The 25,321-nt window shown below is 64.4% G+C and carries 23 protein-coding genes and 1 other RNA gene; 11 read left to right on the top strand and 13 right to left on the bottom strand.

What is annotated here, in order from left to right; translation table 11 throughout:
• Positions 1-70: 70 nt before the first annotated feature.
• From M2395_RS24925 to M2395_RS24910, 4 genes are all read right to left on the bottom strand, one after another.
• Positions 71-1,189: an ABC transporter permease gene (locus M2395_RS24925; protein WP_015637435.1), complete on the bottom strand. Its 1,119-nt coding sequence runs from the start codon at positions 1,187-1,189 to the stop codon at positions 71-73.
• Complete coding sequence (rbbA, locus tag M2395_RS24920) at positions 1,189-3,915, bottom strand: ribosome-associated ATPase/putative transporter RbbA (RefSeq protein WP_077934939.1); 2,727 nt, start codon at positions 3,913-3,915, stop codon at positions 1,189-1,191. The genes M2395_RS24925 and rbbA overlap by 1 nt, the downstream gene beginning before the upstream one ends.
• Positions 3,912-4,877 carry an HlyD family secretion protein gene (locus tag M2395_RS24915; RefSeq protein WP_015637433.1) on the bottom strand — a complete coding sequence of 322 codons (966 nt, stop codon included), beginning with the start codon at positions 4,875-4,877 and terminating at the stop codon, positions 3,912-3,914. The genes rbbA and M2395_RS24915 overlap by 4 nt, the downstream gene beginning before the upstream one ends.
• A gap of 188 nt (positions 4,878-5,065) precedes the next feature.
• Complete coding sequence (locus M2395_RS24910) at positions 5,066-5,515, bottom strand: EVE domain-containing protein (RefSeq protein WP_015637432.1); 450 nt, start codon at positions 5,513-5,515, stop codon at positions 5,066-5,068.
• Positions 5,516-5,711: 196 nt separating this feature from the next.
• Between M2395_RS24910 and M2395_RS24905 the strand changes: the two genes are divergently transcribed.
• Positions 5,712-5,861: a hypothetical protein gene (locus tag M2395_RS24905; protein ID WP_015637431.1), complete on the top strand. Its 150-nt coding sequence runs from the start codon at positions 5,712-5,714 to the stop codon at positions 5,859-5,861.
• Between the two features lie 33 nt (positions 5,862-5,894).
• Here M2395_RS24905 and M2395_RS24900 read toward each other — a convergent pair whose 3' ends face one another.
• The 4 genes from M2395_RS24900 to M2395_RS24885 all read right to left on the bottom strand — a co-directional run bounded on the left by M2395_RS24900 (position 5,895) and on the right by M2395_RS24885 (position 7,322).
• The gene (locus M2395_RS24900) at positions 5,895-6,500 is read right to left on the bottom strand and encodes a 5-formyltetrahydrofolate cyclo-ligase (RefSeq protein WP_011064146.1); all 606 of its coding nucleotides are present in this window, start codon (positions 6,498-6,500) and stop codon (positions 5,895-5,897) included.
• Positions 6,501-6,590: 90 nt separating this feature from the next.
• A non-coding RNA gene (ssrS, locus tag M2395_RS24895) (6S RNA) lies at positions 6,591-6,769 on the bottom strand.
• Positions 6,770-6,792: 23 nt separating this feature from the next.
• Positions 6,793-7,116 (bottom strand): cell division protein ZapA, encoded by a 324-nt coding sequence (locus M2395_RS24890; RefSeq protein ID WP_011064145.1) that lies wholly within the window; start codon positions 7,114-7,116, stop codon positions 6,793-6,795.
• The gene (locus tag M2395_RS24885; protein ID WP_011064144.1) at positions 7,113-7,322 is read right to left on the bottom strand and encodes a TIGR02449 family protein; all 210 of its coding nucleotides are present in this window, start codon (positions 7,320-7,322) and stop codon (positions 7,113-7,115) included. Before M2395_RS24885 ends, M2395_RS24890 begins: the two co-directional genes overlap by 4 nt.
• A 235-nt stretch (positions 7,323-7,557) precedes the next feature.
• Here M2395_RS24885 and M2395_RS24880 point away from each other — a divergent pair, with 235 nt between their 5' ends.
• The 9 genes from M2395_RS24880 to gcvH all read left to right on the top strand — a co-directional run bounded on the left by M2395_RS24880 (position 7,558) and on the right by gcvH (position 17,030).
• Positions 7,558-8,115 carry a YecA family protein gene (locus M2395_RS24880; protein ID WP_011064143.1) on the top strand — a complete coding sequence of 186 codons (558 nt, stop codon included), beginning with the start codon at positions 7,558-7,560 and terminating at the stop codon, positions 8,113-8,115.
• Between the two features lie 23 nt (positions 8,116-8,138).
• Positions 8,139-9,473 (top strand): Xaa-Pro aminopeptidase, encoded by a 1,335-nt coding sequence (gene pepP / locus M2395_RS24875; RefSeq protein ID WP_015637430.1) that lies wholly within the window; start codon positions 8,139-8,141, stop codon positions 9,471-9,473.
• Positions 9,470-10,657 (top strand): 2-octaprenyl-6-methoxyphenyl hydroxylase, encoded by a 1,188-nt coding sequence (gene ubiH / locus M2395_RS24870; RefSeq protein WP_011064141.1) that lies wholly within the window; start codon positions 9,470-9,472, stop codon positions 10,655-10,657. Before pepP ends, ubiH begins: the two co-directional genes overlap by 4 nt.
• Positions 10,650-11,135 (top strand): DUF4442 domain-containing protein, encoded by a 486-nt coding sequence (locus tag M2395_RS24865; protein WP_077934938.1) that lies wholly within the window; start codon positions 10,650-10,652, stop codon positions 11,133-11,135. Before ubiH ends, M2395_RS24865 begins: the two co-directional genes overlap by 8 nt.
• A gap of 9 nt (positions 11,136-11,144) precedes the next feature.
• A complete protein-coding gene (locus M2395_RS24860; protein ID WP_019095409.1) occupies positions 11,145-12,362 on the top strand; it encodes a 2-octaprenyl-3-methyl-6-methoxy-1,4-benzoquinol hydroxylase in 1,218 nt (405 codons plus the stop codon).
• Positions 12,363-12,498: 136 nt separating this feature from the next.
• Entirely contained in the window at positions 12,499-13,500 is a 1,002-nt protein-coding gene (locus tag M2395_RS24855) for an extracellular solute-binding protein (protein ID WP_011064138.1), read from the top strand.
• Positions 13,501-13,740: 240 nt separating this feature from the next.
• The gene (locus tag M2395_RS24850) at positions 13,741-15,357 is read left to right on the top strand and encodes an iron ABC transporter permease (RefSeq protein ID WP_077934937.1); all 1,617 of its coding nucleotides are present in this window, start codon (positions 13,741-13,743) and stop codon (positions 15,355-15,357) included.
• 154 nt (positions 15,358-15,511) lie between these two features.
• On the top strand, positions 15,512-16,594 hold the full coding sequence (gene gcvT / locus M2395_RS24845; RefSeq protein ID WP_077934936.1) for a glycine cleavage system aminomethyltransferase GcvT: 1,083 nt from the start codon (positions 15,512-15,514) through the stop codon (positions 16,592-16,594).
• 52 nt (positions 16,595-16,646) lie between these two features.
• Positions 16,647-17,030, top strand: a complete 384-nt coding sequence (gcvH, locus tag M2395_RS24840; RefSeq protein WP_011064135.1) for a glycine cleavage system protein GcvH — start codon at positions 16,647-16,649, stop codon at positions 17,028-17,030.
• Positions 17,031-17,089: 59 nt separating this feature from the next.
• Here gcvH and M2395_RS24835 read toward each other — a convergent pair whose 3' ends face one another.
• Positions 17,090-18,229, bottom strand: coding sequence for a DegT/DnrJ/EryC1/StrS aminotransferase family protein (locus M2395_RS24835; RefSeq protein ID WP_077934935.1), 1,140 nt, complete (start codon positions 18,227-18,229; stop codon positions 17,090-17,092).
• 191 nt (positions 18,230-18,420) lie between these two features.
• Between M2395_RS24835 and gcvP the strand changes: the two genes are divergently transcribed.
• Positions 18,421-21,294 (top strand): aminomethyl-transferring glycine dehydrogenase, encoded by a 2,874-nt coding sequence (gcvP, locus tag M2395_RS24830; RefSeq protein WP_053154443.1) that lies wholly within the window; start codon positions 18,421-18,423, stop codon positions 21,292-21,294.
• 7 nt (positions 21,295-21,301) lie between these two features.
• Here the strand turns inward: gcvP and M2395_RS24825 are convergent, their stop codons facing one another.
• The 4 genes from M2395_RS24825 to M2395_RS24810 form a co-directional block, all read right to left on the bottom strand.
• Entirely contained in the window at positions 21,302-22,234 is a 933-nt protein-coding gene (locus M2395_RS24825) for a fumarylacetoacetate hydrolase (protein ID WP_123431100.1), read from the bottom strand.
• Positions 22,235-22,240: 6 nt separating this feature from the next.
• The gene (locus M2395_RS24820; RefSeq protein ID WP_077934933.1) at positions 22,241-23,506 is read right to left on the bottom strand and encodes an MFS transporter; all 1,266 of its coding nucleotides are present in this window, start codon (positions 23,504-23,506) and stop codon (positions 22,241-22,243) included.
• Between the two features lie 109 nt (positions 23,507-23,615).
• Complete coding sequence (locus M2395_RS24815; protein ID WP_011064130.1) at positions 23,616-24,665, bottom strand: type III polyketide synthase; 1,050 nt, start codon at positions 24,663-24,665, stop codon at positions 23,616-23,618.
• A 208-nt stretch (positions 24,666-24,873) separates the two neighbouring features.
• Positions 24,874-25,314: a Zn-ribbon domain-containing OB-fold protein gene (locus M2395_RS24810; RefSeq protein ID WP_011064129.1), complete on the bottom strand. Its 441-nt coding sequence runs from the start codon at positions 25,312-25,314 to the stop codon at positions 24,874-24,876.
• Between the last annotated feature and the right edge of the window lie 7 nt (positions 25,315-25,321).

The raw sequence follows: 25,321 nt of genomic DNA, 5'->3' as shown, positions 1-25,321 counted from the left end.
AGGAGCTGGCTTGCCAGCGAAGGCGTCCCTGCGGCCCTTCGCCGGCAAACCGGCTCCTACGTGGTGTGGGTCATGAAGCCAGGCTCTTGCGAAAGCGCGCCAGGGCGATGGCGAAGAACACCAGGCCGATGGTCGCCAGGGCCAGCAGGTCGGGCCAGACCACACTGACTCCCGCATCGCGGAACAGGATCGCCGCGCTGAGGCTGACGAAGTGCGTCGACGGCGAACCCTGCATCACCCACTGCAGCCACTGCGGCATGCTGTCCAGCGGCGTACTGCCGCCGGACAGCAGCAGCATCGGGATGATCACCGGAATCGCCAGCAGGCCGAACTGCGGGGTCGAGCGGGCCAGGGTGGCGAGGAAGATCCCCAGGGCGGTACTGGCGAACAGATAGAGCGCAGTAACCATCAGGAACAGCGCCATGGACCCCGCCAGCGGCACCCCCAGCACACCCTTGACTATCACCTCCAGCGATACCCAGGTGCACAGCACCACCACCAGCATGTTGCTCCAGACCTTGGCCAGCATGATCTCCAGCGCTGTCAGCGGCAGCACCAGCAGGTGATCGAGAGTGCCGTGCTCGCGTTCGCGCAGCAGCGCGGTGCCGGTGAGCACGATGGCCAGGATGGTGATGTTGTTGACGATCTGGATCACCGCCAGGAACCAGCCGCCCTCCAGGTTGGTATTGAACAGGGCGCGGGTGGTCAGCAGTGCCGGGGCCTTGCTGGTGGCGTCCGCCTGGTTGGCGTAGGTGAGCAGCTCGCGCTGGAAGATCCGGCCGATGTAGCCGGCGCCCATGAAGGCCTGGCTCATGGCGGTGGCATCGACGTTGACCTGTACCGCAGGCTGGCGCCCGGCCAGCAAGTCGCTCTGGAAGTTGGCCGGGACATTGATCACAAAGGTGTACTGGCCGCTGTCCATCACCGAGTCCAGCTGGTCATAGGGCAGCGGCACCGGAGCCTGGAACTCGGGGGGTTGCAGCGCTTCGGCCAGTTGCCGGGAGAGGGCGCTGTGATCTTCGTCCACCAGGGCCACGCTGGCGTTGTGCACGCCGATCACCGAGCCGGCGGCGGGCAGGTAGATGGCCACGGTGAAGGCATACATCAAGAACAGCAGCAGCACGCTGTCGTGGCGCAGGCTGGTGAGCTCCTTCAAGCCCAGGCGCAGGATATGGGCGAGACGATTCATCAGACCTCCTGCTTTTTCAGCATGACCAGGCTGAGCCCGGTGAAACCAAGGAAAAAGCCCACCAGGGCCAGGCACTGGGGCCAGAGTTCGCGCAGGTCCAGGGCCTTGGTGAAGGTGCCGACGGCGATGTCGAGGAAGTAACCGGCGGGAAACAGCTGGCCCATGACCGCCGCCGAGCCTTCCAGGGACGAGCGCGGCACGATCAGCCCGGAAAACTGGATGGTGGGCAGGCTGGTGATGATCATGGTGCCCAGAATCGCTGCGATCTGAGTGCGGGTGAATGCCGAGATCAGCAGCCCCATGCTGGTGGTGGCCAGCACATAGAGCACGCCGCCCAGGGCGAGGGTCAGGCCGCTGCCCTTGAAGGGCACGCCGAACAGCCAGCGGTTCATGGCCACCAGCAGGGCCAGGTTGATCAGACTGACGGCCAGGTAGGGCGCCTGTTTGCCAAGGAGGAACTCCAGGCGGGTCAGGGGCGTGGCGTAGAAGTTGGTGATCGAGCCCAGCTCCTTTTCGCGGACGATGCCCAGGGCCGTGAGCATCGCCGGAATGAACGCCAGGATCAGCGCCATGACCCCGGGGCCGATGGCATTCACGCTGACCACGTCCTGGTTGTAGCGAAAGCGCGTTTCCAGCTTGGCCGCCGGCCTGGTGCTGAGGGCCGGGCTGCTTTGTTCCGCCAGCAGCTCGAGGTTGGCCTGGTGCACGGCCTCGACATAGTTGCGGCTGGTTTCCGCACGAAACGGCATGCCGCCATCCAGCCAGGCCGCCACCGCGGGCTGGCGTCCGGCATACAGGTCACGGCCAAAGCCGGGAGGAATCTCCAGTGCCAGCTTGATCTCCGAGCGTTGCAGGCGCCGATGCAGTTCGGCGGAGCTGCGGATGGTCGGTTTCTCCTCGAAGTAGCGTGAGCTGCGGAAGGCTTCCAGGTAGGTACGGCTCTGTGGCGTCTGATCCTGGTCGTAGACGGCGAAGGCCAGTTTCTCCACGTCCAGGGAAATGCCATAGCCGAAGATCACCATCATGAAGATCGCCCCCAGCAGGGCGAAGCCCAGGCGCACTTTGTCCCGCAGCAGTTCCTTGCCCTCGCGGCTGGCCACCGCCAGCAGGCGCGCCAGGCTCAGGCCCGAACGCGGGGCTGCTAGGGTGCCGGCAGCGGTGGGGGTAGCCGCCTCCGGTGATGGCGCAGGTGTGTCCGGCGTGCCCTGGGCCTCTTCCAGGCAGCGGACGAAGGCGGCCTCCAGGGTGTCGCCGGCAAACTGTTGCTGCAGCGCCGCCGGGGTGTCGCAGGCCAGTACCTTGCCGGCGTGCATCAGCGAAATGCGGTCGCAGCGCTGGGCCTCGTTCATGAAGTGCGTGGACAGGAAGATGGTCACTCCCTGTTCCCGGGACAGCTCGATCAGCAGGCGCCAGAAGTCGTCTCGGGCCGCCGGGTCGACCCCGGAAGTGGGCTCGTCGAGGATCAGCACTTCCGGGCGGTGCAGCACTGCCACTGCCAGCGACAGGCGCTGGCGCAGGCCCAGAGGCAAGGCGCCGGACTGTTGTTCGGCAATCGCCCCGAGGTCGAAGCGCTGGATCAGTTCCTCGATGCGCGGGCCGCTTTCGGCTTTCGGCAGGTCGAACAGGCGGGCATGCAGTTCCAGGTTCTGGCGCACGCTGAGCTCGCCATACAGGGAAAAGCTCTGGGACATGAAACCGACCCGCTTGCGGGTGGCCAGGTCCTTGGCGTTCACCGGGTTGCCCAACAGCTTGGCGCTGCCCTCGCTGGCGGGCATCAGCCCGGTGAGGACCTTCATGGTGGTGGTCTTGCCGCAGCCGTTGGAACCGAGGAAACCGAAGATCTCCCCGCGGCCGATGGCGAAGCTGACCTTGTTGACCGCGGTGAAGTCGCCGAAGCGCAGGGTCAGCTCATGGGCCTCGATGGCGATGTCCTGGTTGTCGCCGGAACGCGGCGGAATCACCAGGGGCTGGTTGTCATGACTGCTGTCGCCCTGGAAATGGGTGAAGGCGTCGTCCAGCTTGCCGCTGGCGGTGATCTGCGCCAGCTCCTGGCTCAGGCCCTGGGCGATCAACTTGCCCTGGTCGAGCATCAGGCAGTGCTCGAACTGTTCGGCCTCCTCCATGTAGGCGGTTGCCACCAGCAGGGTCAGTTGCGGGCGTTGCCGGCGTACGTCTTCGACCAATTCCCAGAAACGCCGGCGCGACAGGGGGTCGACCCCGGTGGTGGGCTCGTCGAGGATCAGCAGGTCCGGTTCGTGGATCAGCGCACAGCACAGGCCAAGCTTCTGCTTCATCCCGCCGGACAGCTTGCCCGCCGGGCGTTCGGCGAAGCGCAGCAGGTCGGTGGCCAGCAACAGGCTGTGCATGCGCTGTTCGCATTCATCCTTGGGCAGGCCGAACAGGGTGGCGAAGAAGCGGATGTTCTCGCTGATGGACAGCTCGGGATACAGGTTGCCCCCCAGGCCCTGGGGCATGAAGGCGATGCGCGGATAGAGGCTGCTGCGGTGGCGCCGTTGCGAGATCGGTCCGCCGAGCACGTCGAGCTCGCCCTGCTGAAGTTTCTTGACCCCGGCGATCAGCCCCAGAAGGCTCGACTTGCCGGCACCGTCCGGGCCGATCAAGCCGCAGCGGGTGCCCGCTGGCAGGTTGAAGCTGATGTCGCTCAGGGCCTGCTGTGAACCATAGCGATGGCTGATGCCGTTCGCTTGCAGCGCCAGGGCGCTCATTGCAGGTTGGCCGGCCAGTCCACGGGGGCGGTGCGCACATAACCGGCGCCGGGCATGCCCGGTTTGGCCTGGGGCACGGCGGCGGGTTGAGTCAGGCGCACCTTGACCCGGAACACCAGCTTCTGGCGCTCGTCCCGGGTTTCCACCTCTTTGGGGGTGAATTGGGACTTGGCCGCGACGAAGCTGATCTTCGCCGGCAGGGGCTGGTTGGGCAGGGCGTCGAGGAGGATCCGCGACTCGTCGCCAACGGTCAGGCGGCCGGTGACCGAAGCCGGCAGGTAGAGGTTCATGTACTGGTCATTGGGGTCGATCAGCAGCAGCACACGGCCGCCGGCGCCCAGCACTTCGCCGGGTTCGGCCAGGCGCAGCTGGATGATGCCGTCGATGGGCGCCCGCAGGCTGCTGTCGTCGATTTCGCTGGTGAGCTGGGCAACCTGGGCCTGGGCGGCGCCGATGGCGGCCTTCACCGCTGCGACCTGGGCCTGGGCCGCCAGGACTGCTGCGTTGCCGGTGTTCAGGCGGGCCTGCTGCTGGTCGATGATCTGCTGGCTGGCGAAGCCGCGCTTGAACAGCTCCTGAGAGCGCCTGAGTTCCTGATTGGCCAGCAGCAGTTCGCTCTGGCGCAACTGCACATTGGCTTCGGCCGCAGACAGGTTCTCTCGGGCGCGCAGCACTTCGGCCTCGGCCTGATTGCGCTGGGCTTCCAGGGTGCGGGTGTCCATGCGTGCCAGCAACTGGCCTTGAAGCACCTTGTCGCCTTCGTTGACCCGCACTTCCGCCAGGCGCCCGGGAATCTTGCTGGCGATCTGCACTTCGGTGGCTTCGAGCCGGCCGTTGCCCATGCTCAGGCCTTCGGGCAGGCGATCCTGGAGGGATTTCCAGTAGCCGAAAGCACCGGCGGCGAGTAACAGAATCAACAGGGAAACAGCAAAAAGGCGGGAGGAACGGTGGTTCGTCGACATGTGTTCTGCGTCCTGCGGCAATAGCGTCCAAGTCTGACGGCTCAAGGCTTTCTACGGCTTGATGCCCGTCAAATGAAAGGGCCAAGCCTAAACCTATTGTTTGCAGGCTGCATGATGATCGGGGCAAAAAAACGTTCGGGCTGGCGCCGTGGACAGATCCGACTCCCGGCGCCAGGGGGGCGGGGTGGTCAGCGCAGGGCGAGTACGGCAGCCCATTGTTCGGCGGTGACCGGCATGACCGACAGGCGGCTGCCTTTGTGCACCAGAGGCATTTCGGCGAGAGCTGCCTGCTGCTTGAGGTAATCCAGGCGCAGCACCTTGGTGAAGGTTTCCACATGGGCCACGTCGATGGCGCTCCAGGCATTCTTTTCGGCACTGGATTTGGGGTCGAAGTAGACGCTGTCCGGCTCCAGGGCGGTGGGGTCCGGGTAGGCGGCCTTGATGATCCGGCCGATGCCGGCGATACCCGGTTCCGGGCAGCTGGAGTGGTAGAAGAAGAACTCGTCGCCTACCGCCATGGCGCGCAGGAAGTTGCGCGCCTGGTAATTGCGCACCCCGTCCCAACGGGCTTGGCCGAGTTGCTGCAAACCCTGGATCGAGAGTTCGTCGGGCTCGGATTTCATCAGCCAATAGGCCATCTTTCTTACCCTCCAAAGGGTGATTGGGCAGGTTGTCGGGCAATTTTATGACAAACCGACGGTCGGTTGACGTCAGCATTTGCGTGTCGGTTCACGTTATCGCAGAATGCCGGGATTTTAAGCTTGACGCTGCTGCATGGCCTGTTATGGAAACCATGCCTGGAGCGTGTGTGATTTGCCTGAGGGGGGGCAATCGATGAAACGCCAACCGGATTTACTATGGATTTTGGTTATTTTGTTCGGTTTGGGCGTTGTGACCACCGGTTATGCGCAGAGCTTATGGGCCAGCAAGACCGATGCCCCCATCGAAATCGCACAACAGCAGCCGCAGCCTTTCAAGCGCTGAACCAGCTCGGGTGCCGCTGATCGAACGCGGCACCTATCGAGCGAAGTACCACCCCCGGTCCGTCACCGTACCGTGCAAGGGTACATCCCAACTGGCCTGGTCCAGCTTTCCGACTTTCTGACATTCATGGGCCAGCCCCAGCAGCTTCGGCTTGCGCCAGTTCTGGCGCCGCGCAAGGTAGGCCAGGCTGCGGTCATAAAAGCCGCCACCCATCCCCAGGCGTCCACCTTCTTCATCAAAGCCAACCAGGGGCAGCAGCACCAAGTCCAGGGCCCAGACCTTGCGTTGCCGCGCGCAATTGACCCGGGGCTCGAGAATGCGAAAACGATTGGGCCGCAGCGTTTCTCCCGGGAGGACCCGCTGGAAAACCATCTTGGTCCGGGGCCAGGCGCTGAGCACCGGCAGGTAGGTGGCCTTGCCCCGGCGCTGGGCGGCACGCAGCAGCAGGCGCGGGTCGATTTCACCGTCGGTGGGCAGATACAGGGACAGGTGCCGTGCCCGACGAAACACCGGGTCCTGAGCCAGTTGGCGGTACAGGCCAAGGGCTGCCTGGCGTTGCTCGGCAGGGCTCAGGGCGCGACGGGCCTTGCGCAGCATGCGGCGAAGTTGCGGGCGGGAAAGCGGCGCAGGTTCGGTCATGAAAGAGGCTATGAGAAGGTCGGATTTGGCAGAACAGCCTACCCGGAAAAACCAATGCCAGCATGGATAACTGGCATTGGCTGACAATTCAGGCTCCCCAGGCGAACCGCTGTCGACTTAGCCCTTGAACCCGAAAGTTCAAGGCGGAAGATGCAGCAGGCTTTAAGGCTTTCCGTCTAGCGGACATGCACACCAGCCCAACGTGCAACTTCCAGGGTAGTGCGAATCGGCTCAGGGACATCGCCAACTGGCAAGCACCCCAGGGAGTGGCGGGAGTATACCGCAACCGCTGTCAGGAATCAGCTTTGCTTGTGTCCGAATCGGTGGCCAGAACCAGGTCAACACGCTCCAGCAGATCCCTCACCTGTTCCCGGGTGGTGGCGCTGGCCTGCACATCCGGACGCTCCTGACGGTGCAGCAGGTCGTGGGTGATGTTCAGGGCGGCCATGACCGCGATGCGATCGGCGCCGATGACTTTGCCGCTGCTGCGGATCTCGCGCATCTTGCCGTCCAGGTAACGGGCGGCGCTCACCAGATTGCTGCGCTCTTCCTGGGGGCAGATGATCGAATACTCTTTGTCGAGGATCTGCACGGTAACGCTATTGCTTGAACTCATGAGTCTTGCTCCAGGGCCTTGAGGCGCGAAATCATCGATTCGACCTTACGCCGGGCGATTTCGTTTTTTTCAATGAGGTGCGCGCGTTCCTCGCGCCAGGTCTTTTCCTGAGCTAATAAGAGTGCGTTTTGACTCTTTAGTTGCTCGACCCGGGTAATAAGCAGTTCGAGTCTGGCCATCAGTGCGTGCAGGTCGGTGTCTTCCATTGTGTCCCACTGAAGTTGGTCTGATGAGTGGCAACTGGCTGGGCAGCGCCTCAATGGCCTGAGCGGTCGTGGCGCATCTGGCGTTGTCCGGTCGGCAATCTGTCTGTCGCCCGAGGCCCTGCGGGCCACTGTAACGGGGCGCAAAGCACAACGCGGCGCTGGCAATGAATGATGACACGCCCTACGATACAAGGCCTTCATTCTAGACATTGCGCCGCTTGGCGCCTAGCTGCCCATGCCCATTCAGAATTCCCCGTACAACGCCTTCGCCACCCTGCTCAGCAGCAGCGGTCATCCTGTTTCTCCTGCCGAGCTGCACGGCCTGTTGCTGGGTCGCAGCTGCGCCGGCGCCGGCTTCGAAGTCGACGGCTGGCTGGTGGACGCCGCCGAACTGCTCGAAGGCGAGCCGCAAGACAACGTGCGCAGCGCCTTGATCGGCCTGCAGGAGATGGTCAAGGGCGAGCTCACCAGCGATGACATGACCGTGGTCCTGCTGCTGCCCAGCGACGACGCCCCCCTGGCCGAGCGTGCCGCTGCCCTGGGCCAGTGGTGCCAGGGCTTCCTCGCCGGTTTCGGCCTCAACTCCCGCGACAGCAGTGCCCTGAGCGTCGAGGCCACGGAAGTGTTGCAGGACCTTGCAGCCATTGCTCAGGTCCAGGACGCGCTGGAGGAATCCGATGACGGTGAAAGCGACTACATGGAAGTGATGGAGTACCTGCGGGTTGCGCCTCTGCTGCTGTTCACCGAGACCAACAAGACTGTTGCGCCGGCTGCCAAGCCTTCTCTGCACTGACTGACAGGGAACTGCGTCCGCCCATGATTCATATCCCGAAAGCGGAATACAGCCGTCGCCGCAAGGCGCTCATGGCGCAGATGGAGCCCAACAGCATCGCGATCCTGCCGGCGGCGGCCGTGGCCATTCGCAATCGCGATGTGGAGCACGTCTACCGCCAGGACAGCGATTTCCAGTACCTCAGCGGGTTTCCCGAGCCCCAGGCGGTGATCGTGCTGATCCCCGGCCGGGAGCACGGCGAGTACGTGCTGTTCTGTCGCGAGCGCAACCCGGAGCGCGAACTCTGGGACGGTTTGCGGGCCGGCCAGGAGGGCGCGATTCGCGACTACGGTGCCGATGACGCATTTCCCATCACCGATATCGACGACATCCTGCCGGGCTTGATCGAAGGCCGCGACCGGGTTTACTCGGCCATGGGCAGCAACCCCGAATTCGATCGTCACCTGATGGACTGGATCAACGTGATCCGCTCTAAAGCGCACCTCGGCGCCCAGCCGCCGAACGAATTCGTTGCCCTGGATCATCTGCTGCACGACATGCGCCTGTATAAATCGGCGGCAGAAGTGAAGGTGATGCGCGAGGCCGCACGGATCTCCGCCCAGGCCCATATCCGCGCAATGCAGGCCAGCCGTCCCGGGTTGCATGAGTTCAGCCTGGAAGCCGAGCTGGATTACGAATTCCGCAAGGGCGGGGCGAAGATGCCGGCCTATGGCTCGATCGTCGCGGCGGGCCGCAACAGCTGCATCCTGCATTACCAGCAGAATGACGCCGTGCTCAAGGACGGTGACCTGGTGCTGATCGACGCCGGTTGCGAGATCGACTGCTATGCCAGCGATATCACCCGCACCTGGCCGGTCAACGGCAAGTTTTCGCCGGAGCAGAAGGCGATCTACGAACTGGTGCTGGCTTCCCAGGAAGCGGCCTTTGCCCAGATCGCCCCGAACAAGCACTGGAACCAGGCTCATGAGGCGACGGTCCAGGTGATCACCGCCGGCCTGGTGCAACTGGGCCTGCTGGAAGGCGATGTGGACCAGCTGATTGCCAGCGAGGCCTACAAGACGTTCTACATGCACCGTGCCGGACACTGGCTGGGCATGGATGTACACGACGTCGGCGAGTACCGGGTCGGCGGCGAGTGGCGGGTGTTGGAGGTCGGCATGGCGCTGACCGTGGAGCCGGGCATCTACATATCCCCGGACAACCAGCAGGTAGCGAAGAAGTGGCGCGGCATCGGCGTGCGCATCGAGGACGACGTGGTAGTGACCAAGCAGGGCTGTGAAATTCTGACAGGTGGCGTGCCCAAGAGCGTGGCCGAGATCGAGGCCTTGATGGCCGCTGCGCGGACCCAGGCGTCATGAGCCGGGTCAATCTGGCCATCATCGGTGGCGGTCTGGTAGGCGCGAGCCTGGCCCTGGCGCTGCAGGCCGGGGCCAAGGCCCGGGGCTGGAAGATCGTGCTGATCGAGCCCTTCGCGCCGGGCGACAGTTTCCAGCCCAGCTACGACGCCCGCTCCTCGGCCCTGTCCTTTGGCGCCCGGCAGATCTACCAGCGCCTGGGGCTGTGGCAGGCGATCTCCCGGCGTGCCGAGCCGATCAAGCAGATTCACGTGTCCGACCGTGGGCGGTTCTCCACCGCGCGCCTGTCGGCCATGGAAGAAGGGGTGCCGGCCCTGGGCTATGTGGTGGAAAACGCCTGGCTCGGCCAATGCCTGTGGCAAGGGCTGGACAAGGACGTGATCAGCTGGCGCTGCCCGGCCGAAGTCACCCGTCTGGAGCCCCTGGCAGGCGGCTATCGCCTGACCCTGAACGACGAAACCACCTTGGAATGCGATCTCGCCGTGCTGGCCGACGGCGGCCGCTCCGGCCTGCGCGAACAACTGGGCATCGGGGTCAAGAACCGCCCCTATAACCAGAGTGCGCTGATTGCCAACATCACCCCCAGCGAAGCCCACAACGGCATGGCCTTCGAGCGCTTCACCGACGATGGCCCAATGGCTTTGCTGCCGCTGCCGGATAATCGCTGTGCACTGATCTGGACCCGCCAGGGCATGGATGCACAGCGTCTGGCCGACCTGGACGAGCGCAGCTTCCTCAGTGAATTGCAGGGCGTGTTCGGCTACCGCCTGGGAACCCTGAAACAAGTCGGCGCCCGCCATCTCTACCCGCTGTCCCTGGTGGAAGCCGAGGAACAGGTGCGCCCCCACTTGGTGGTGCTGGGCAATGCGGCCCACAGCCTGCATCCGATCGCCGGCCAGGGCTTCAACCTGTCACTGCGCGATGCCCAGGCCCTGGCGGACGCGTTGTTGGCCAGCGAAGCACTGCCGGGGGATTTTGCCGTGCTGCAGGCCTACCGCGAACGTCAGCGCCTGGACCAGAACCTGACCGTGGGCTTCTCCGATCAGGTCACCCGGCTGTTCGGCAGCAAACTGCCGCTGCTGTCCGTGGGGCGCAACCTGGGCTTGCTCGGCCTGGACCTGCTGCCACCGGCCAAACGCTGGTTCGCTCGCCAGGCCATGGGCCTGGGCACTCGCCCGGATGCGTGACTGGCTGACCCGGCGGTTCGGCAAGGCCCGCCTGTTGCGCTGGGTGTTGAACCTGTACCTGCCCTACCTCGGGGCTGGCGTGCGGGTTCGGCACATCAGTGCGGATTTCCGTGACGTCCAGGTCTGCATGGGCCTGGGCTGGTACAACCGCAACTATGTCGGCACCCAGTTCGGCGGCAGCCTGTATTCCATGGTGGACCCGTTCTTCATGCTGATGCTGATGGAGAACCTGGGCCCCGACTACATCGTCTGGGACAAGGCCGCGACCATCGATTTCATCGCCCCGGGCAGAGGGCCGGTGTTTGCCCGGCTCAGTATCGACCAGGCGCTGCTCGACGATGTTCGCCAGCAGACCGCAACGGGCGAGAAGTACCTGCCGCAGTGGCAGGTAGAGATTCATGACGGCTCCGGCACCCTGGTGGCGCGGGTCGATAAAACCCTTTATGTGCGGCTCAAGCCGCCAGTGAGACAGGCCTAAAGCATGGAAATGCGCGCAGATGTGCTGATTGTCGGAGCCGGAATGGTCGGCAGTGCCTTGGCGTTGGCGTTGCAGGGCAGCGGCCTGGAAGTGCTGCTGCTCGATGGCGGTTCCCTGAGTGTCAAACCCTTCGATGACCAGGCGCCGTTCGAGCCTCGGGTCAGTGCCTTGTCGGCGGCCAGCCAGCGCATCCTGGAGCGCCTGGGCGCCTGGGACGGCATTGCCCGGCGCCGTAGCAGCCCCTACTGCGACATGCAGGTCTGGGACGGCAGCGGCACCGGGCAGATCCACTTCTCGGCGTCCAGCGTGCATGCCGAGGTGCTGGGTCATATCGTCGAGAACCGGGTGGTTCAGGACGCCTTGCTCGAGCGTCTGCATGAATGCGATATCGGCCTGCTGGCCAATGCCCGTCTGGAGCAGATGCGCCGCTCCGGCGACGACTGGCTGCTGACCCTGGCGGATGGCCGGCAACTGCGTGCGCCGCTGGTGATCGCTGCCGATGGCGCCAACTCGGCCGTGCGCCGGCTCACCGGTTGTACCACTCGCGAGTGGGATTACCTGCATCACGCCATCGTCACCAGCGTGCGCAGCAGCCAGCCTCACCAATTGACCGCCTGGCAGCGCTTCACCGATACCGGCCCGCTGGCCTTCCTGCCCCTGGTACGGGACGGGCAGCATGATTGGTGTTCGATTGTCTGGTCGACCACCCCGAGTGAGGCCGAGCGCCTGATGGCGCTGGACGACGAGAGCTTCTGCGCCGAACTGGAGCGCGCCTTCGAAGGCCGCCTGGGTTCGGTGATCAGCGCCGACCCGCGGCTCTGCGTGCCGTTGCGCCAACGCCATGCCAAGCGCTATGTGGCCGAAGGCCTGGCGCTGATCGGCGACGCCGCCCACACCATCCACCCGTTGGCGGGGCAGGGGGTCAACCTGGGCTTCCTCGATGCCGCCGTGCTGGCCGAAGTGCTGCTGCAAGCGGCCAGCCGCGGCGAGCGCCTGGCCGAGGTCAAGGTGCTGAGCCGCTTCGAGCGCCGGCGCATGCCCCACAACCTGGCGCTGATGGCGGCCATGGAGGGCTTCGAGCGGCTGTTCCAGGCCGACCCGTTGCCCATGCGCTGGCTGCGCAACACCGGCCTCAAGGTGATCGACCAGATGCCCGAGGCCAAGGCCCTGTTCGTGCGCCAGGCCCTGGGCCTGAGCGGCGACTTGCCGGAACTGGCCAGAGCCTAGGCGCCGGCTTGCTGGCCAAGCGTCGTGAGGACGAGCCTACGCAACATCTGGTAACTCCTCAGCGCCGGGTTCGGTTGAGATGGCAAATGGGAGTCCTTATCATTTCGCCTCACTTTGAAATCGAGAGACCGCTCCCATGTTGGCACCGAAGCGTCTACTGACCGCCCTGGCCCTCACACTCATCGGTGGCACCGCCTACGCCGCCGATGAAGTCGTGGTCTACTCCTCGCGTATCGATGAGCTGATCAAGCCGGTGTTCGATGCCTACACCCAGAAGACCGGGGTGAAGATCAAGTTCATCACCGACAAGGAAGCGCCGCTGATGCAGCGGATCAAGGCCGAGGGCGAGAACGCCACCGCCGACCTGCTGCTCACCGTGGATGCCGGCAACCTCTGGCAGGCCGAGCAGATGGGCATCCTGCAGCCGTTCACCTCCAAGGTCATCGACAGCAACATTCCCCTGCAATATCGCTCCTCCAACCACGCCTGGACCGGCCTGAGCCTACGGGCGCGGACCCTGGCCTACTCCACCGACCGGGTCAAACCTTCAGAACTGACCACCTATGAAGCCCTGGCGGACAAGCAGTGGGAAGGCCGCCTGTGCCTGCGCACGGCGAAGAAGGTCTACAACCAGTCGCTGACCGCCACGCTGATCGAGACCCACGGTGCCGAGAAGACCGAAGAGATCATCAAGGGTTGGGTCAACAACCTGTCTACCGATGTGTTCTCCGACGACATCGCGGTGCTCGAGGCGATCAACGCCGGGCAATGCGACGTCGGCATCGTCAACACCTACTACTACGGCCGCCTGCACAAGCAGAAACCGAACCTGGCGGTGAAGCTGTTCTGGCCGAACCAGGGCGATCGCGGGGTGCACGTCAACCTGTCGGGCATCGGCCTGACCAAACACGCACCGCACCCGGAAGCGGCCAAGGCCCTGGTGGAATGGATGACCACGCCTGAGGCGCAGAAGATCTTTGCCGACGTCAACCAGGAGTTCCCGGCCAACCCGGCGGTAGCGCCTTCCGCGGAAGTGGCCAGCTGGGGCAAGTTCGTAGCCGACACCCTGCCGGTTGAAATCGCCGGCAAGCGCCAGGCCGAAGCCATTCGCCTGATGGACCGCGCTGGCTGGAACTGAGCCTGCCGTTATACTGCGCCCCGCTTTTGCGGGGCGTTTTCTTTAGCGGCTGGGCTTTAGTGGCGAGGGAGCTGGCTCCCGTTCCACCGCGCAGCGGTGGCCAGCCCTGAATACGTGATTCAACTGGCGTAACGTGGTTGCAGCCGTTGGGGTGGCCATGGCTTCCAGCGGGTGCCGCTCCCTGGCCCCACGCGTTTTGCGCAAGTATTTTTGTCTGTTCCACCTGCCCGAGAGTTTTTTGTGGCCCATCCCGCTCAACGTCGCTGGTATCCCCTGGTCTTTGCCGTAGCGGCCCTGGTCCTTTTGCCGCTGAGCGTGCTGCTATTGTCCTGGCAGGCCGTCGACCAGCAGATCTGGTCCCACCTGTGGAACACGCAAATGCCGCGGCTGTTGGGCAATACCCTGACCCTGGTGCTTGGGGTGGGCGTTGGTGTCACGCTGCTGGGCGTGAGCCTGGCCTGGCTCACCAGTCTCTGCGAGTTTCCCGGACGGCGCTGGCTGGACTGGGCCTTGATGCTGCCCTTTGCGATCCCGGCCTATGTGCTGGCTTTCGTCTTTGTCGGCCTGCTGGATTTTTCCGGGCCGGTGCAAAGCCTGCTGCGGGAATGGTTCGGCAGCGGCCTGCGACTGCCGCGGGTACGTTCCACCGGTGGGGTGATCCTGGTGCTGGTGCTGGTGTTCTATCCCTATGTCTACCTGCTGGCGCGCAACGCCTTCCTGGCCCAGGGCAAGGGGTTGATGGAAGCCGCACGGGTCCTCGGGCAATCGCCCTGGCAGGCGTTCTGGCGGGTGGCGCTGCCCATGGCGCGGCCGGCCATCGGCGCCGGGGTGGCCCTGGCGCTGATGGAAACCCTGGCGGATTTCGGTGCGGTGTCGGTGTTCAACTTCGATACCTTCACCACCGCTATCTACAAGACCTGGTACGGCTTCTTCAGCCTTTCCAGCGCCGCCCAGCTGGCCAGCCTGCTGCTGCTGGCGGTGATGCTGGTGCTGTACGGCGAGCGCCGCGCCCGTGGCGCCAGCCGTACCGGTAACGAACGGCCCCGGGGCAAGGCGCTGTACCACTTGCGCGGGCTCAAGGCGTTGGCGGCCACGGGCTGGTGCCTGCTGGTATTCGCCTGTGCCTTCGTGATTCCGCTGCTGCAGTTGCTGGCGTGGTTCTGGCAGCGCGGGCGCTTCGACCTGGATGAGCGGTATGCCGGCTTGATCATCCACACCCTGTACCTGGGCGGCATGGCGGCGCTGATCACTGTCAGTGTGGCTCTGCTCCTGGCCTTTGCCCGACGCCTGGCGCCGACCCGGGGCATCCGCGCCGGGGTCAGCCTGGCCAACCTGGGCTACGCCTTGCCCGGCTCGGTACTGGCGGTATCGATCATGCTGGCCTTCAGTTACCTGGATCGCGAGCTGGTGATCCCGCTGTCCGGCTGGTTGGGCGGGGCCGGCAAGCCGCTGCTGCTGGGCAGCCTGTCCGCCTTGCTGCTGGCCTATCTGGTGCGTTTTATCGCCGTGGCCTACGGGCCGCTGGAAAACAGCCTGGAGCGGATCCGCCCGTCGCTCCCCGAAGCGGCGCGCAGCCTGGGGGTCGCTGGCCCGCGACTGTTTTTCAAAGTGTATCTGCCGTTGTTGCTGCCCGGGACCTTGAGCGCCGCCTTGCTGGTGTTCGTCGATGTGCTCAAGGAAATGCCCGCCACCTTGCTGATGCGCCCGTTTGGCTGGGACACGCTGGCGGTGCGGATCTTCGAGATGACCAGTGAAGGGGAGTGGGCCCGGGCCTCGCTGCCGGCACTGACCCTGGTGCTGGTGGGCCTGCTGCCGGTGATTGGCCTGATCCGCCGCTCGGCCCATCGAATCGGTTAGGTGCCAGCCTTGCACCTTGCAGCTACAATGCGCGGCATTCGGTGCGGCCTGTTGTTTGGCCGGGACGCTGAAATCGGCTGAAAGCCATCTATTTCAAGGCTTTCACACCAACAGCGCCAGTCCGCACCCTCGCCACGCCCGGAAGGAGAAACCCATGGGACAGCGTACGCCTCTGTATGACCTGCATCTCGCCCTCGGCGCGAAAATGGTCGATTTTGGCGGTTGGGATATGCCCTTGCATTACGGCTCGCAGGTCGAGGAGCACCATCAGGTGCGACGTGATTGCGGTGTGTTCGATGTATCCCACATGACCGTGATCGATGTCAGCGGTACCCAGGCCAAGGCCTGGCTCCAGCGGTTGCTGGCCAATGATGTCGAACGCCTGCACAACCCCGGCCAGGCTCTGTACAGCACCATGCTCAATGAACGGGGCGGCATCGTTGACGACATGATCGTCTATCGCCTCGAAGACGCTTATCGCCTGGCGCTCAATGCCGCCACCCGTGATCAGGACCTGGCCTGGATGCAGGCGCAGCTGGGGGATTTCCAGGTGCAGCTGCACGAGCGCCCGGAGCTGGCGATGCTGGCGATCCAGGGCCCTCAGGCGCGGCACAAGATTGCCGAGCTGGTAACCCAGTCCCGCGGCACCCTGATCCAGCAGCTCAAGCCATTCGAAGCCGGCTTTGACGGCGACTGGTTCATTGCCCGGACCGGCTACACCGGCGAGGACGGTCTGGAGATCGTCCTCCCTGCCGACCAGGCCCCGGCCTTCTTCAACGACCTGGTGGGGGCGGGGATCTCGCCCATCGGTCTGGGCGCCCGGGACACCCTGCGCCTGGAGGCCGGCATGAACCTCTATGGCCAGGACATCCATCAGGATGTCTCGCCCCTGGCGGCGAACATGGCCTGGAGCATTGCCTGGGAACCGGCGTCACGCCAGTTCATCGGTCGCAGTGCCCTGGAAGCCGAACGGGCGGCCGGGGTGAAGCAGAAACTGGTGGGCCTGGTGCTCGAAGAACGCGGGGTTTTACGTGCGCATCAGGTGGTTCGCATCGCCGATGTTGGCGAAGGTGAGATCACCAGTGGTAGTTTCTCCCCTACGCTGAGCAAATCGATCGCACTGGCGCGGGTGCCAATGGCCACCACCGACCGTGCCGAAGTGGAAATCCGCGGCAAGTGGTACCCGGTCCGGGTGGTCAAACCGACCTTCGTGCGTCACGGCAAAACCCTGATCTAACTATTTCCAGCAGGCATTGCGCCGCTGACACTTCTTCTTGAGGACACAGAACATGAGCGATATCCCTGCCCACCTGCGTTTTGCCGACAGTCACGAATGGGCCCGCCTGGAAGCCGACGGCAGCGTGACCGTAGGTATTAGCGACCACGCTCAGGAAGCCCTGGGCGATGTGGTTTTCGTCGAGCTGACTGAAGTCGGCAACGTGTTCGGCGCTGGGGACCAGGCCGGTGTGGTGGAGTCGGTGAAAGCCGCTTCCGACATCTATGCGCCGGTGGCCGGTGAAGTGATTGCGGTCAACGAAGAGCTGAGCGCCAGCCCCGAGCTGCTCAACAGCGACCCGTACGGTGCCTGGATCTTCAAGCTCAAGCCAAGCAACCCGGGCGATCTGGACAAGCTGCTGGACGCCGCCGGCTACAAGGCCGCCATCGGCGAGTAAGCCGTTCTCGCCGGCGCGTCCGCCCCGTTTGCGCAGGGCGGGCTTGCTGGCGAAGGCTCTTAAGCCTGCAACACCTCTTTCACCGCCGCCACCGCGCGTTCCACGTCGGCCTTGCTCATGGCGGTGAACATCGGCAACGAGACGATCAGCCGACCGACCCGTTCCGCCACCGGGAACATCCCCTCCTTGAAGCCGCGCTCGCGGTACAGGCTCAGCAAATGAATCGGTGGGTAGTGATAGCCGATGCCAATCCCGCGTTCCTGCATCTGCTCCATGAAGGTGGCGCGGGCCGGCTTGCCATCCTTGCGCTCCGGCAGTACCAGCTGGAACAGGTGCCAGTTGCTGTTGGTGAAGTCCGCCGGCGGTAGCTGGGCGCCATAGCGGGCCTCGAAATCGCTGCCAAAGCATTCGAAGTAGTGCCGGGCCAGCTCACGGCGATGGGCGGTGATCGCCTCGATATGGGCGAACTGCCCCAGGCCGATGGCGGCTGCCACGTCGGTCATGTTGAACTTGCCGCCGAGCACATCCACATCCAGGCCGTCGAAGCCGTTGCGGGTCACGCCCTGCAGGCGGTACTTCTCGGCCAGGCGCACTTCTTCTGGCGTGTTGAGCACCAGGCAGCCGCCCTCGGACGAGGTGACGTTCTTGTTGGCCTGGAAGCTGAAGGACACGAAGTCGCCACCGGCACCGATGCGCTGGCCGTTCCAGCTGGAGCCCAGGGCCTGGGCGGCATCTTCCACTACCCGCAGGCCGTGCTTCTTGGCCAGGGCGTAGAGGCGGCTCATGTCCACCGGCAGCCCGGCCAGGTACACCGGGATGATGGCCTTGGTGCGCGGGGTGATGGCGGCTTCGACCTGGGCCAGGTCGATATTGCGGGTGACCGGGTCGATATCGGCGAACACCGGCGTGGCCCCGACTTCGAGGATGACGTTGGCGGTGGCCACCCAGGAAATCGGCGTGGTGATGACTTCATCACCGGCACCGATGCCGGCAATGCGCAAGGCGATCTCCATGGTGCAGGTGCCGGAGTTGAAGGTGCGTACCGTGCGCCCGCCGAAAAACTCCGAGAGCTGGGCTTCGAAGGCCTGGACCTTGGGGCCGCTGGTGATCCAGCCCGAACGCAGGACTTCGCCGACAGCGGCGATGGTGGGTTCATCGATGGTGGGTTTGGAGAACGGCAGGAAAGGCAGTTGGCTCATGACGATGGGACACCCGATAAGCGGACGATAGGGGCACAGGTTGCGATGCGCCGGGGCTGGCGCGTTGACGTCGAGCATGATGGTACCGATTGCCCCGGGACGCCAGAGCATCGACGCGGGAAATCGACTGCTATGCTGCTTGGCACCCTGTTGCAGCGACGCTGAGCGCCGTTTATCGGAGAGAGCCGGTCATGTCCCAGTTGCTATCTTTGAGCCAGTTACGCGAGCCCAACGCTTTTCTCAACCGGCACCTGGGGCCCGACGCCGAGGAGCAGCAAGCGATGCTCGCCAGCCTCGGGCTGGGCAGCCGGGCCGAACTGATCGAGCAGACGGTGCCGCCGGGAATCCGCTTCAACCGCGCACTGGACCTGCCGCCGGCCCTGGACGAAGCGGCCGCCCTGGCCAGGCTCAAGGGTTATGCCGGGCAGAACCAGGTCTGGACCAGCCTGATCGGCATGGGTTACCACGCCACCCTGACGCCGACGGTGATCCTGCGCAACGTGCTGGAGAACCCCGGCTGGTACACCGCCTATACCCCCTACCAGCCGGAAATCGCCCAGGGCCGGCTCGAAGCCTTGTTGAATTTCCAGCAGATGACCATCGACCTCACCGGCCTGGACCTGGCCAACGCCTCGTTGCTGGACGAAGCCACCGCCGCCGCCGAAGCCATGGCCCTGGCCAAGCGCGTGAGCAAGTCTTCGAGCAACCTGTTCTTTGTCGATGAACACTGCCACCCGCAAACCATTTCCGTGGTCCGCACCCGGGCCGAAGGCTTCGGTTTCGAGCTGGTGGTCGGCGGGGTCGACGAATTGTCCGGGCACCAGGTGTTCGGCGCGTTGCTGCAGTACCCGGACACCCATGGCGAGATCCGCGACCTGCGGCCGCTGATCGACCAGTTGCACGCCCAGCAGGCCCTGGCCTGTGTCGCGGCCGACCTGCTCAGCCTGTTGTTGCTGACCCCGCCGGGCGAACTGGGGGCCGACGTGGTGCTCGGTTCGTCCCAGCGCTTCGGCGTGCCCATGGGCTACGGCGGCCCCCATGCGGCGTTTTTCGCCTGCCGCGACGAGTACAAGCGCGCGATGCCCGGGCGCATCATCGGCGTGTCCAAGGATGCCCGCGGCCAGGTGGCCCTGCGCATGGCCTTGCAGACTCGCGAGCAGCATATCCGCCGCGAGAAGGCCAACTCGAACATCTGCACCGCCCAGGTGCTGCTGGCCAATATCGCGGGTTTCTACGCCGTCTATCACGGCCCGGCCGGGCTCAAGCGCATTGCCCAGCGGGTACACCGGCTGACCTGCATCCTCGCGGTCGGCCTGGAGCGCCACGGCATTGCCAGGGTCAATCGGCACTTCTTCGACACCCTGACCCTGGAGGTCGGCGGCAGCCAGACGGCGATCATCGAAAGCGCCAGGGCGCAGCAGATCAACCTGCGGATTCTCGGCCGTGGCCGGCTGGGGCTGAGCCTGGATGAAACCTGTGACGAAAGCACCGTGGCCCGTTTGTTCGACGTGTTCCTGGGTGCCGACCACGGGCTGGATGTCAGCAGCCTGGACGCCGAGGCGCTGGAGTCGGGGATTCCCGACCCGCTGCTGCGACGCACGCGCTACCTGACCCACCCGGTGTTCAGTGCCCATCACAGCGAAACCGAAATGTTGCGCTACCTCAAGCAGCTGGAGAACAAGGACCTGGCGCTCAACCAGTCGATGATTCCCCTGGGCTCCTGCACCATGAAGCTCAATGCCAGCAGCGAGATGATCCCCATCACCTGGCCGGAGTTCGCCAACCTGCATCCCTTCGCACCCCGGGAGCAGGCTGCCGGCTATGGCCTGCTGATCGCGGAGCTGGAGCGTTGGCTGTGCGCCATCACTGGTTTCGACGCCATCTGCATGCAGCCCAACTCCGGGGCCCAGGGCGAGTACGCCGGGCTGCTGGCGATTCGTCGCTACCACGAGAGCCGCCGGCAAGGCGGCCGGCATGTCTGCCTGATCCCGGCGTCGGCCCACGGCACCAACCCGGCCTCGGCGCAGATGGCCGGGATGCAGGTGGTGATCGTCGAGTGCGACGAGGCCGGCAACGTCGACCTGGAAGACTTGAAGGCCAAGGCCCAGGCGGCCGGCGAGCGCCTGTCGTGCCTGATGGCTACCTACCCTTCCACCCACGGCGTGTACGAAGAGGGCATCAGCCAGATCTGCGAAGTTATCCACAGCCACGGCGGCCAGGTGTACATGGACGGCGCCAACCTCAACGCCCAGGTAGGCCTGGCCCGGCCGGCGGACATTGGCGCCGATGTCTCGCACATGAACCTGCACAAGACCTTCTGCATTCCCCATGGCGGCGGTGGCCCGGGCATGGGGCCGATTGGCGTGCGCGCGCACCTGGCGCCGTTTGTCGCCAACCACCCGGTGGTGCCCATCGACGGGCCGTTACCGGAGAACGGCGCCGTCAGCGCAGCGCCCTGGGGCAGTGCGAGTATCCTGCCCATCAGCTGGATGTACATCGCCCTGATGGGGCCGCAGCTGGCGGATGCCAGCGAGGTGGCGATCCTTGCGGCCAACTATCTGGCCGAGCAATTGAGCGGTGCCTTCCCGGTGCTCTACAGCGGCCGCAACGGCCGGGTGGCCCACGAATGCATCCTCGATCTGCGCCCGCTCAAGGCCCAGACCGGGATCAGCGAGGAAGACGTGGCCAAGCGCTTGATGGACTACGGCTTCCATGCCCCGACCATGTCCTTCCCGGTGCCGGGCACCCTGATGGTGGAGCCCACGGAAAGCGAATCCAAGGCCGAGCTCGACCGTTTTATCGAAGCCATGCTGAGCATCCGCGCTGAGATCGCCCAGGTGCAGGAGGGCAACTGGCCGGCCGAGGACAACCCGCTCAAGGGCGCTCCCCATACCCTGGCGGATATCACCGGAGTCTGGGAGCGCTCCTACAGTATCGAACAGGCGGTGCTGCCCACCGCCCATACCCGGGCCCACAAGTACTGGCCGGCGGTGAACCGGGTGGACAACGTCTATGGCGACCGCAACCTGTTCTGCGCCTGCGTGCCGCTGGCGGACTACCGCTGAACGGGCCTCAGTAGTGGTGGCGCGTCCGCGCCGGCTGGCTGCCATGGCTACTGGCACGGGCAGGTTGGGTTTCCAGGGGATAGAGGTGCAGCAATTCTTCCTCGATCACCTGGTTGCTCAGGCCCAGTTCCAGCTCCGGGCAGTCCAGGTCCAGCCAGTCACCGTGCTGCAACTGCAGGTCGCTCTCGCGCCGGCTGGCGCTGTGGAACACATAGTGGACCATGCCCGGTTGCAGGAACTGTTCGTGCTGTTCGAGGAAGGCCTGGGAGTATTTGCGAATAGCCCACCAGTTCTGCTGGTCGAGGCGATAGCTGCGCTGCGGCAACGGCGTGCCCTGGCGTTCGACCCGGACATTGAGTGACAGGCTGTTCTGCAGTTCGCCGAGGATCAGCGCCGGGGCGATGGCGCACTGGCGCAACCGCGATTGCGCGCAGGAACTGGCGTCCTGATGGCTCAGCAACGGGTCGTGAATGTCGTGGCCGAGGCTGAAGCCGACAAAGCGCAACTGGCCGAAGGGGTCCACCAGGTACACGCACACCACCCCGGGCTGGCTGGAAATGCTATGGGCGTGGTACGGAATCATCAGCGGCTCGCCGTCGGTCTTCAGCAGGCTGCCATTGCCCTTGTAGAACCAGCCCTGGCGGGTGTGCGGAGTGTTCAGGGTGACTTCGCTGACCTGCACCAGCAGGTTGTCCCGAGGCTTGAGCGGTGGGCGCAACGGGCCTTGCTGGGGGCCGTCCGCGGGCAGTTGCGGGTGGGGCGCGAGGCTGCGCAGGTGTTCGCTCCAGCCCAGATGGCGACGGCTGCAGAACAGCAGGGTCTCGTACAGCCCGCCGTGTTCGGAATAGGCCCGCACGCTGCGGCCATTGTGAAAGTCGAACAGCCCGATGGCGCGCTGGTCCTTGTGGCAGACATCCAGCAACAGCAGGTAATCGTCCATGATTCTCTAGTCCTTCAGGGGCAAGGGGGCGGGGAGGATGGGCAGCGCTTCGCGCACGCGCAAACGGCGCGGTTCGAGGGCCTGTTCCTTGAGCAGGAATGACAGCAGCAAGCCGGCCAGGCTGCCGCTCAGGGCCACGTACAGGATCGATGGCAGGCCGAAATGGCTGGCGGCGAACCCGGCCACGGCCGGTGACAACCCGCCACCCAGGATCTCGCCGAACCCCACCACGATTCCGGTCGCCGTCGGCAGCAGGGCCGGGGTGACCGATTCGCTGGTCAGCGGGCCGACTGTCATGCAGATCAGGCTGAAGTTGAAGAACGACAGCAGGAACAGCAGCAGGAAAAGCAGCCAGGGAAGGGGCGGGCTGACGATCAGCAGGCCCACCAGGGTGCTGCTGGTCATGAAGCACACCGACACCACCGGCTTGCGCCCGAGACGGTCGGACATGCCGGGGATGATCAATTGGCCGATGAAGCCGCCCACGCCGATGGCCGAGATGACGAAGGCCATGGACAGGGTTTCCAGGTGCATATGGTCGGTCAGGTAGCTGGGCAGCATGGCGCAGAGGACGAACTGGCAGGTGAGTATGCAGAACATGATCAGGATGTTCAGGCTCACGTTGCCGCTCTTGAAGGCCGCCAGCCAGGTGCCTGCGGTGCGGTCGGCCTGGGGCGCCGGCAGCGGTCGGTAGATTTTCCACAGGTAGCCGGCCAGCAGCAGGCCCGGCAGGGAAATGATGGCGAACACCGCACGCCACGAGCCAGTGATTTGCAGGAGGTAAGCGGCGATCAGCGGCCCCAGGCACAGGCCGAGAATCGGGAACAGCGCCTGCTGGATACCCAGGTTCAGCCCGCGCCGGTCGGGGCGCGAGACTTCATTGGTGACAATGATGCTGGTGGGGGTGAAGGCACCCTCGCAGATGCCCATCAGCCCGCGCAGAATCACCAGCCCCAGCACGCCGGTGGCCAGCGCGGAAAAACCGGACAGTAGCGAAAGCACGGCAATCGAGGTCACCAGCACGCGGCGGGTGCCCAGGCGCTCGATCACGCTGCCCATGCCTAGGGCGGACAGCCCCCAGGTGAAGGCCAGCGCGGCGGACAGGTAGCCCAGGTCCTGATAGTCCAGTTGCAGGTCGTGCATGATCACCGGAAACAGCGGCAGGATGATGAAGCGATCCAGCCCCACCAGCCCGAAACTCAGTGACAGCAACAGCACCATGGATCTTTCGTAACGGCTGTTGGCAGCCGTGGTTGGCATTCCAGTGTTCATCGCTCAGCTTCCTTGTGAAACCATGAACCCGGCGCAAGCGCCGTGGGAGGCAACCTGACGTTGCCATACAGCCCGGCAACGTCAGGCGGGACAGGCACAGGCAGTCACATCAGGCGGTCCACTCGCCCACCGCCATTTCCGCGGTGAACCCCGGGCCGAAGGCCGCCAGCAGGCCGATGTCGCCGCGATTGAGGTTGGAATCGAACTGCCGCTTGAGCACGTCGAACACCACCACGCTGGCAATGTTGCCGGCTTCCGACAGGCTGCTGCGCGATTGCGAGACCCGGTTGGATGCCAGGTCCAGGTGCATCACCAGCTCGTCGAGGATCTTGCGACCACCGGTGTGGAAGATGAAGAAGTCGTTGTGCGCACAGTTCTGTTCGAAGCTCTCGTAGTTCAGCCGCTCCATGACCGGTGCCACGTCCTTGATGGAGTTCATCACCGCCTTGTCGAGGGTGAAGTGAAAGCCGGTGTCCTTCACGTCGTACTTGATGTAGTGCTCGCTCTTGGGCAGGAAGTACGACTCGGTCTTCTTGATCTTGAAGCCGCCGGCCTGGTCATCGGCGCGCAGCACGCAGGCGGATACCGCATCGCCGAACAGCGCCGCGGAGATGAAGGCGTGCAGCTTGGTGTCGTCCGGCTGGTAGCACAGCGAGGAGAATTCCAGGGACACGATCAGTACGTGGTTGCGGGCATCGAGCCGGGCGAAGTCGTTGGCGCGGTTGATGGCCGCGGCACCGGCCACGCAGCCCAGCTGGGCGATCGGCAACTGCACGGTGGAGGTCGGCAGGGCCAGGTCGTTGATCAGGTGCGCGGTCAGCGACGGCATCATGAAGCCGGTGCAGGAAGTGACGATCACCATGCGAATGTCGCTGATCTGCAGCCCGGCATTCTCGATGGCCTGGCGCGCCGCGGCCGACGACATCTGCCGGGCTTCACGCTCGTAGACGATGCTGCGGTGGGTGAAACCGGTGTGCACTGCCAGTTCGTCGATCGGCAACACCAGGTGGCGCTCGTTGACTTCGGTGTTGGCGATCATGCGCTTGGCCAGGGCCATGCGTGGATGGTCGGCGTGCAGGTTTTCCAGGTGATCGACCATCTGTTGCTGGGTGATCTTGTGTTGCGGAAACATGACGTGTGGAAGGCAAAGTGTAGACATGATGGGTCCTTGGCTTTAAGTAAGCCAACAAGTTAAGGGGTGGGGATAGTCCCCGTTTATAGGCACAGGAATCTGTAGGCCCTAAAGGAAATCAGGGCCTTAAGGCAACTTCGGGGCGTGAAGTTGCCGTTGATGTAACTTTTAAGTTGGATTTTATTTTAATGGCTAACTTCAAGGTGCCTTATATAAAGGCACCTTGAATAACAACTTATATATCGAGTACGAACTTATAAGCGTATTGCCAGGCCAGGTTGCTTTCGCGCACATGCTTGCGGATCACCATGCGCACCGGCGCACCGACTTTCAGCTGTTGCTGATCGCACACATCGACGATTTCCGACGCGATCACCAGGCCGTCGTCCAGGCGCACCATGGCCATGATGCGCGGCACGGTTTCGCCATAGCCCATGGCGGCCAGGATCGGATTCTCGGCCGGGGCCATGACTTCGATCTTGCCACTGCGCGCGCAGCGATACGGCTTCACACTCAGGGAGTTGCAAGCGCCGCAGACGGTGCGCCGGGGGAAGAAGATTTCGTTGCATTCTTCGCACTGGCTGCCTTCGAGGCGGTACTTGCCGCCATGCTCGCGCCATTCGCGAAGCATGCTGGCGGTGGTCATTCTGTGGATCTGTTCTGGGTACATGGACATGGTCCGG

Source organism: Pseudomonas sp. BIGb0176, assembly GCF_024810175.1.
Lineage (GTDB): Bacteria > Pseudomonadota > Gammaproteobacteria > Pseudomonadales > Pseudomonadaceae > Aquipseudomonas > Aquipseudomonas protegens.
The sequence above is the reverse complement of the archived record's forward strand: the minus strand, read 5'-3'. Positions and strand labels throughout refer to the sequence as shown.

Bases quoted from the DNA above. Each gene is read 5' to 3' on its own strand.
- M2395_RS24925 (WP_015637435.1), bottom strand. From the start codon at position 1,189: ATGAATCGTCTCGCCCATATCCTGCGCCTGGGCTTGAAGGAGCTCACC.
- rbbA (WP_077934939.1), bottom strand. From the start codon at position 3,915: ATGAGCGCCCTGGCGCTGCAAGCGAACGGCATCAGCCATCGCTATGGT.
- M2395_RS24915 (WP_015637433.1), bottom strand. From the start codon at position 4,877: ATGTCGACGAACCACCGTTCCTCCCGCCTTTTTGCTGTTTCCCTGTTG.
- M2395_RS24910 (WP_015637432.1), bottom strand. From the start codon at position 5,515: ATGGCCTATTGGCTGATGAAATCCGAGCCCGACGAACTCTCGATCCAG.
- M2395_RS24905 (WP_015637431.1), top strand. From the start codon at position 5,712: ATGAAACGCCAACCGGATTTACTATGGATTTTGGTTATTTTGTTCGGT.
- M2395_RS24900 (WP_011064146.1), bottom strand. From the start codon at position 6,500: ATGACCGAACCTGCGCCGCTTTCCCGCCCGCAACTTCGCCGCATGCTG.
- M2395_RS24890 (WP_011064145.1), bottom strand. From the start codon at position 7,116: ATGAGTTCAAGCAATAGCGTTACCGTGCAGATCCTCGACAAAGAGTAT.
- M2395_RS24885 (WP_011064144.1), bottom strand. From the start codon at position 7,322: ATGGAAGACACCGACCTGCACGCACTGATGGCCAGACTCGAACTGCTT.
- M2395_RS24880 (WP_011064143.1), top strand. From the start codon at position 7,558: ATGCCCATTCAGAATTCCCCGTACAACGCCTTCGCCACCCTGCTCAGC.
- pepP (WP_015637430.1), top strand. From the start codon at position 8,139: ATGATTCATATCCCGAAAGCGGAATACAGCCGTCGCCGCAAGGCGCTC.
- ubiH (WP_011064141.1), top strand. From the start codon at position 9,470: ATGAGCCGGGTCAATCTGGCCATCATCGGTGGCGGTCTGGTAGGCGCG.
- M2395_RS24865 (WP_077934938.1), top strand. From the start codon at position 10,650: ATGCGTGACTGGCTGACCCGGCGGTTCGGCAAGGCCCGCCTGTTGCGC.
- M2395_RS24860 (WP_019095409.1), top strand. From the start codon at position 11,145: ATGCGCGCAGATGTGCTGATTGTCGGAGCCGGAATGGTCGGCAGTGCC.
- M2395_RS24855 (WP_011064138.1), top strand. From the start codon at position 12,499: ATGTTGGCACCGAAGCGTCTACTGACCGCCCTGGCCCTCACACTCATC.
- gcvT (WP_077934936.1), top strand. From the start codon at position 15,512: ATGGGACAGCGTACGCCTCTGTATGACCTGCATCTCGCCCTCGGCGCG.
- gcvH (WP_011064135.1), top strand. From the start codon at position 16,647: ATGAGCGATATCCCTGCCCACCTGCGTTTTGCCGACAGTCACGAATGG.
- M2395_RS24835 (WP_077934935.1), bottom strand. From the start codon at position 18,229: ATGAGCCAACTGCCTTTCCTGCCGTTCTCCAAACCCACCATCGATGAA.
- gcvP (WP_053154443.1), top strand. From the start codon at position 18,421: ATGTCCCAGTTGCTATCTTTGAGCCAGTTACGCGAGCCCAACGCTTTT.
- M2395_RS24825 (WP_123431100.1), bottom strand. From the start codon at position 22,234: ATGGACGATTACCTGCTGTTGCTGGATGTCTGCCACAAGGACCAGCGC.
- M2395_RS24820 (WP_077934933.1), bottom strand. From the start codon at position 23,506: ATGAACACTGGAATGCCAACCACGGCTGCCAACAGCCGTTACGAAAGA.
- M2395_RS24815 (WP_011064130.1), bottom strand. From the start codon at position 24,665: ATGTCTACACTTTGCCTTCCACACGTCATGTTTCCGCAACACAAGATC.
- M2395_RS24810 (WP_011064129.1), bottom strand. From the start codon at position 25,314: ATGTCCATGTACCCAGAACAGATCCACAGAATGACCACCGCCAGCATG.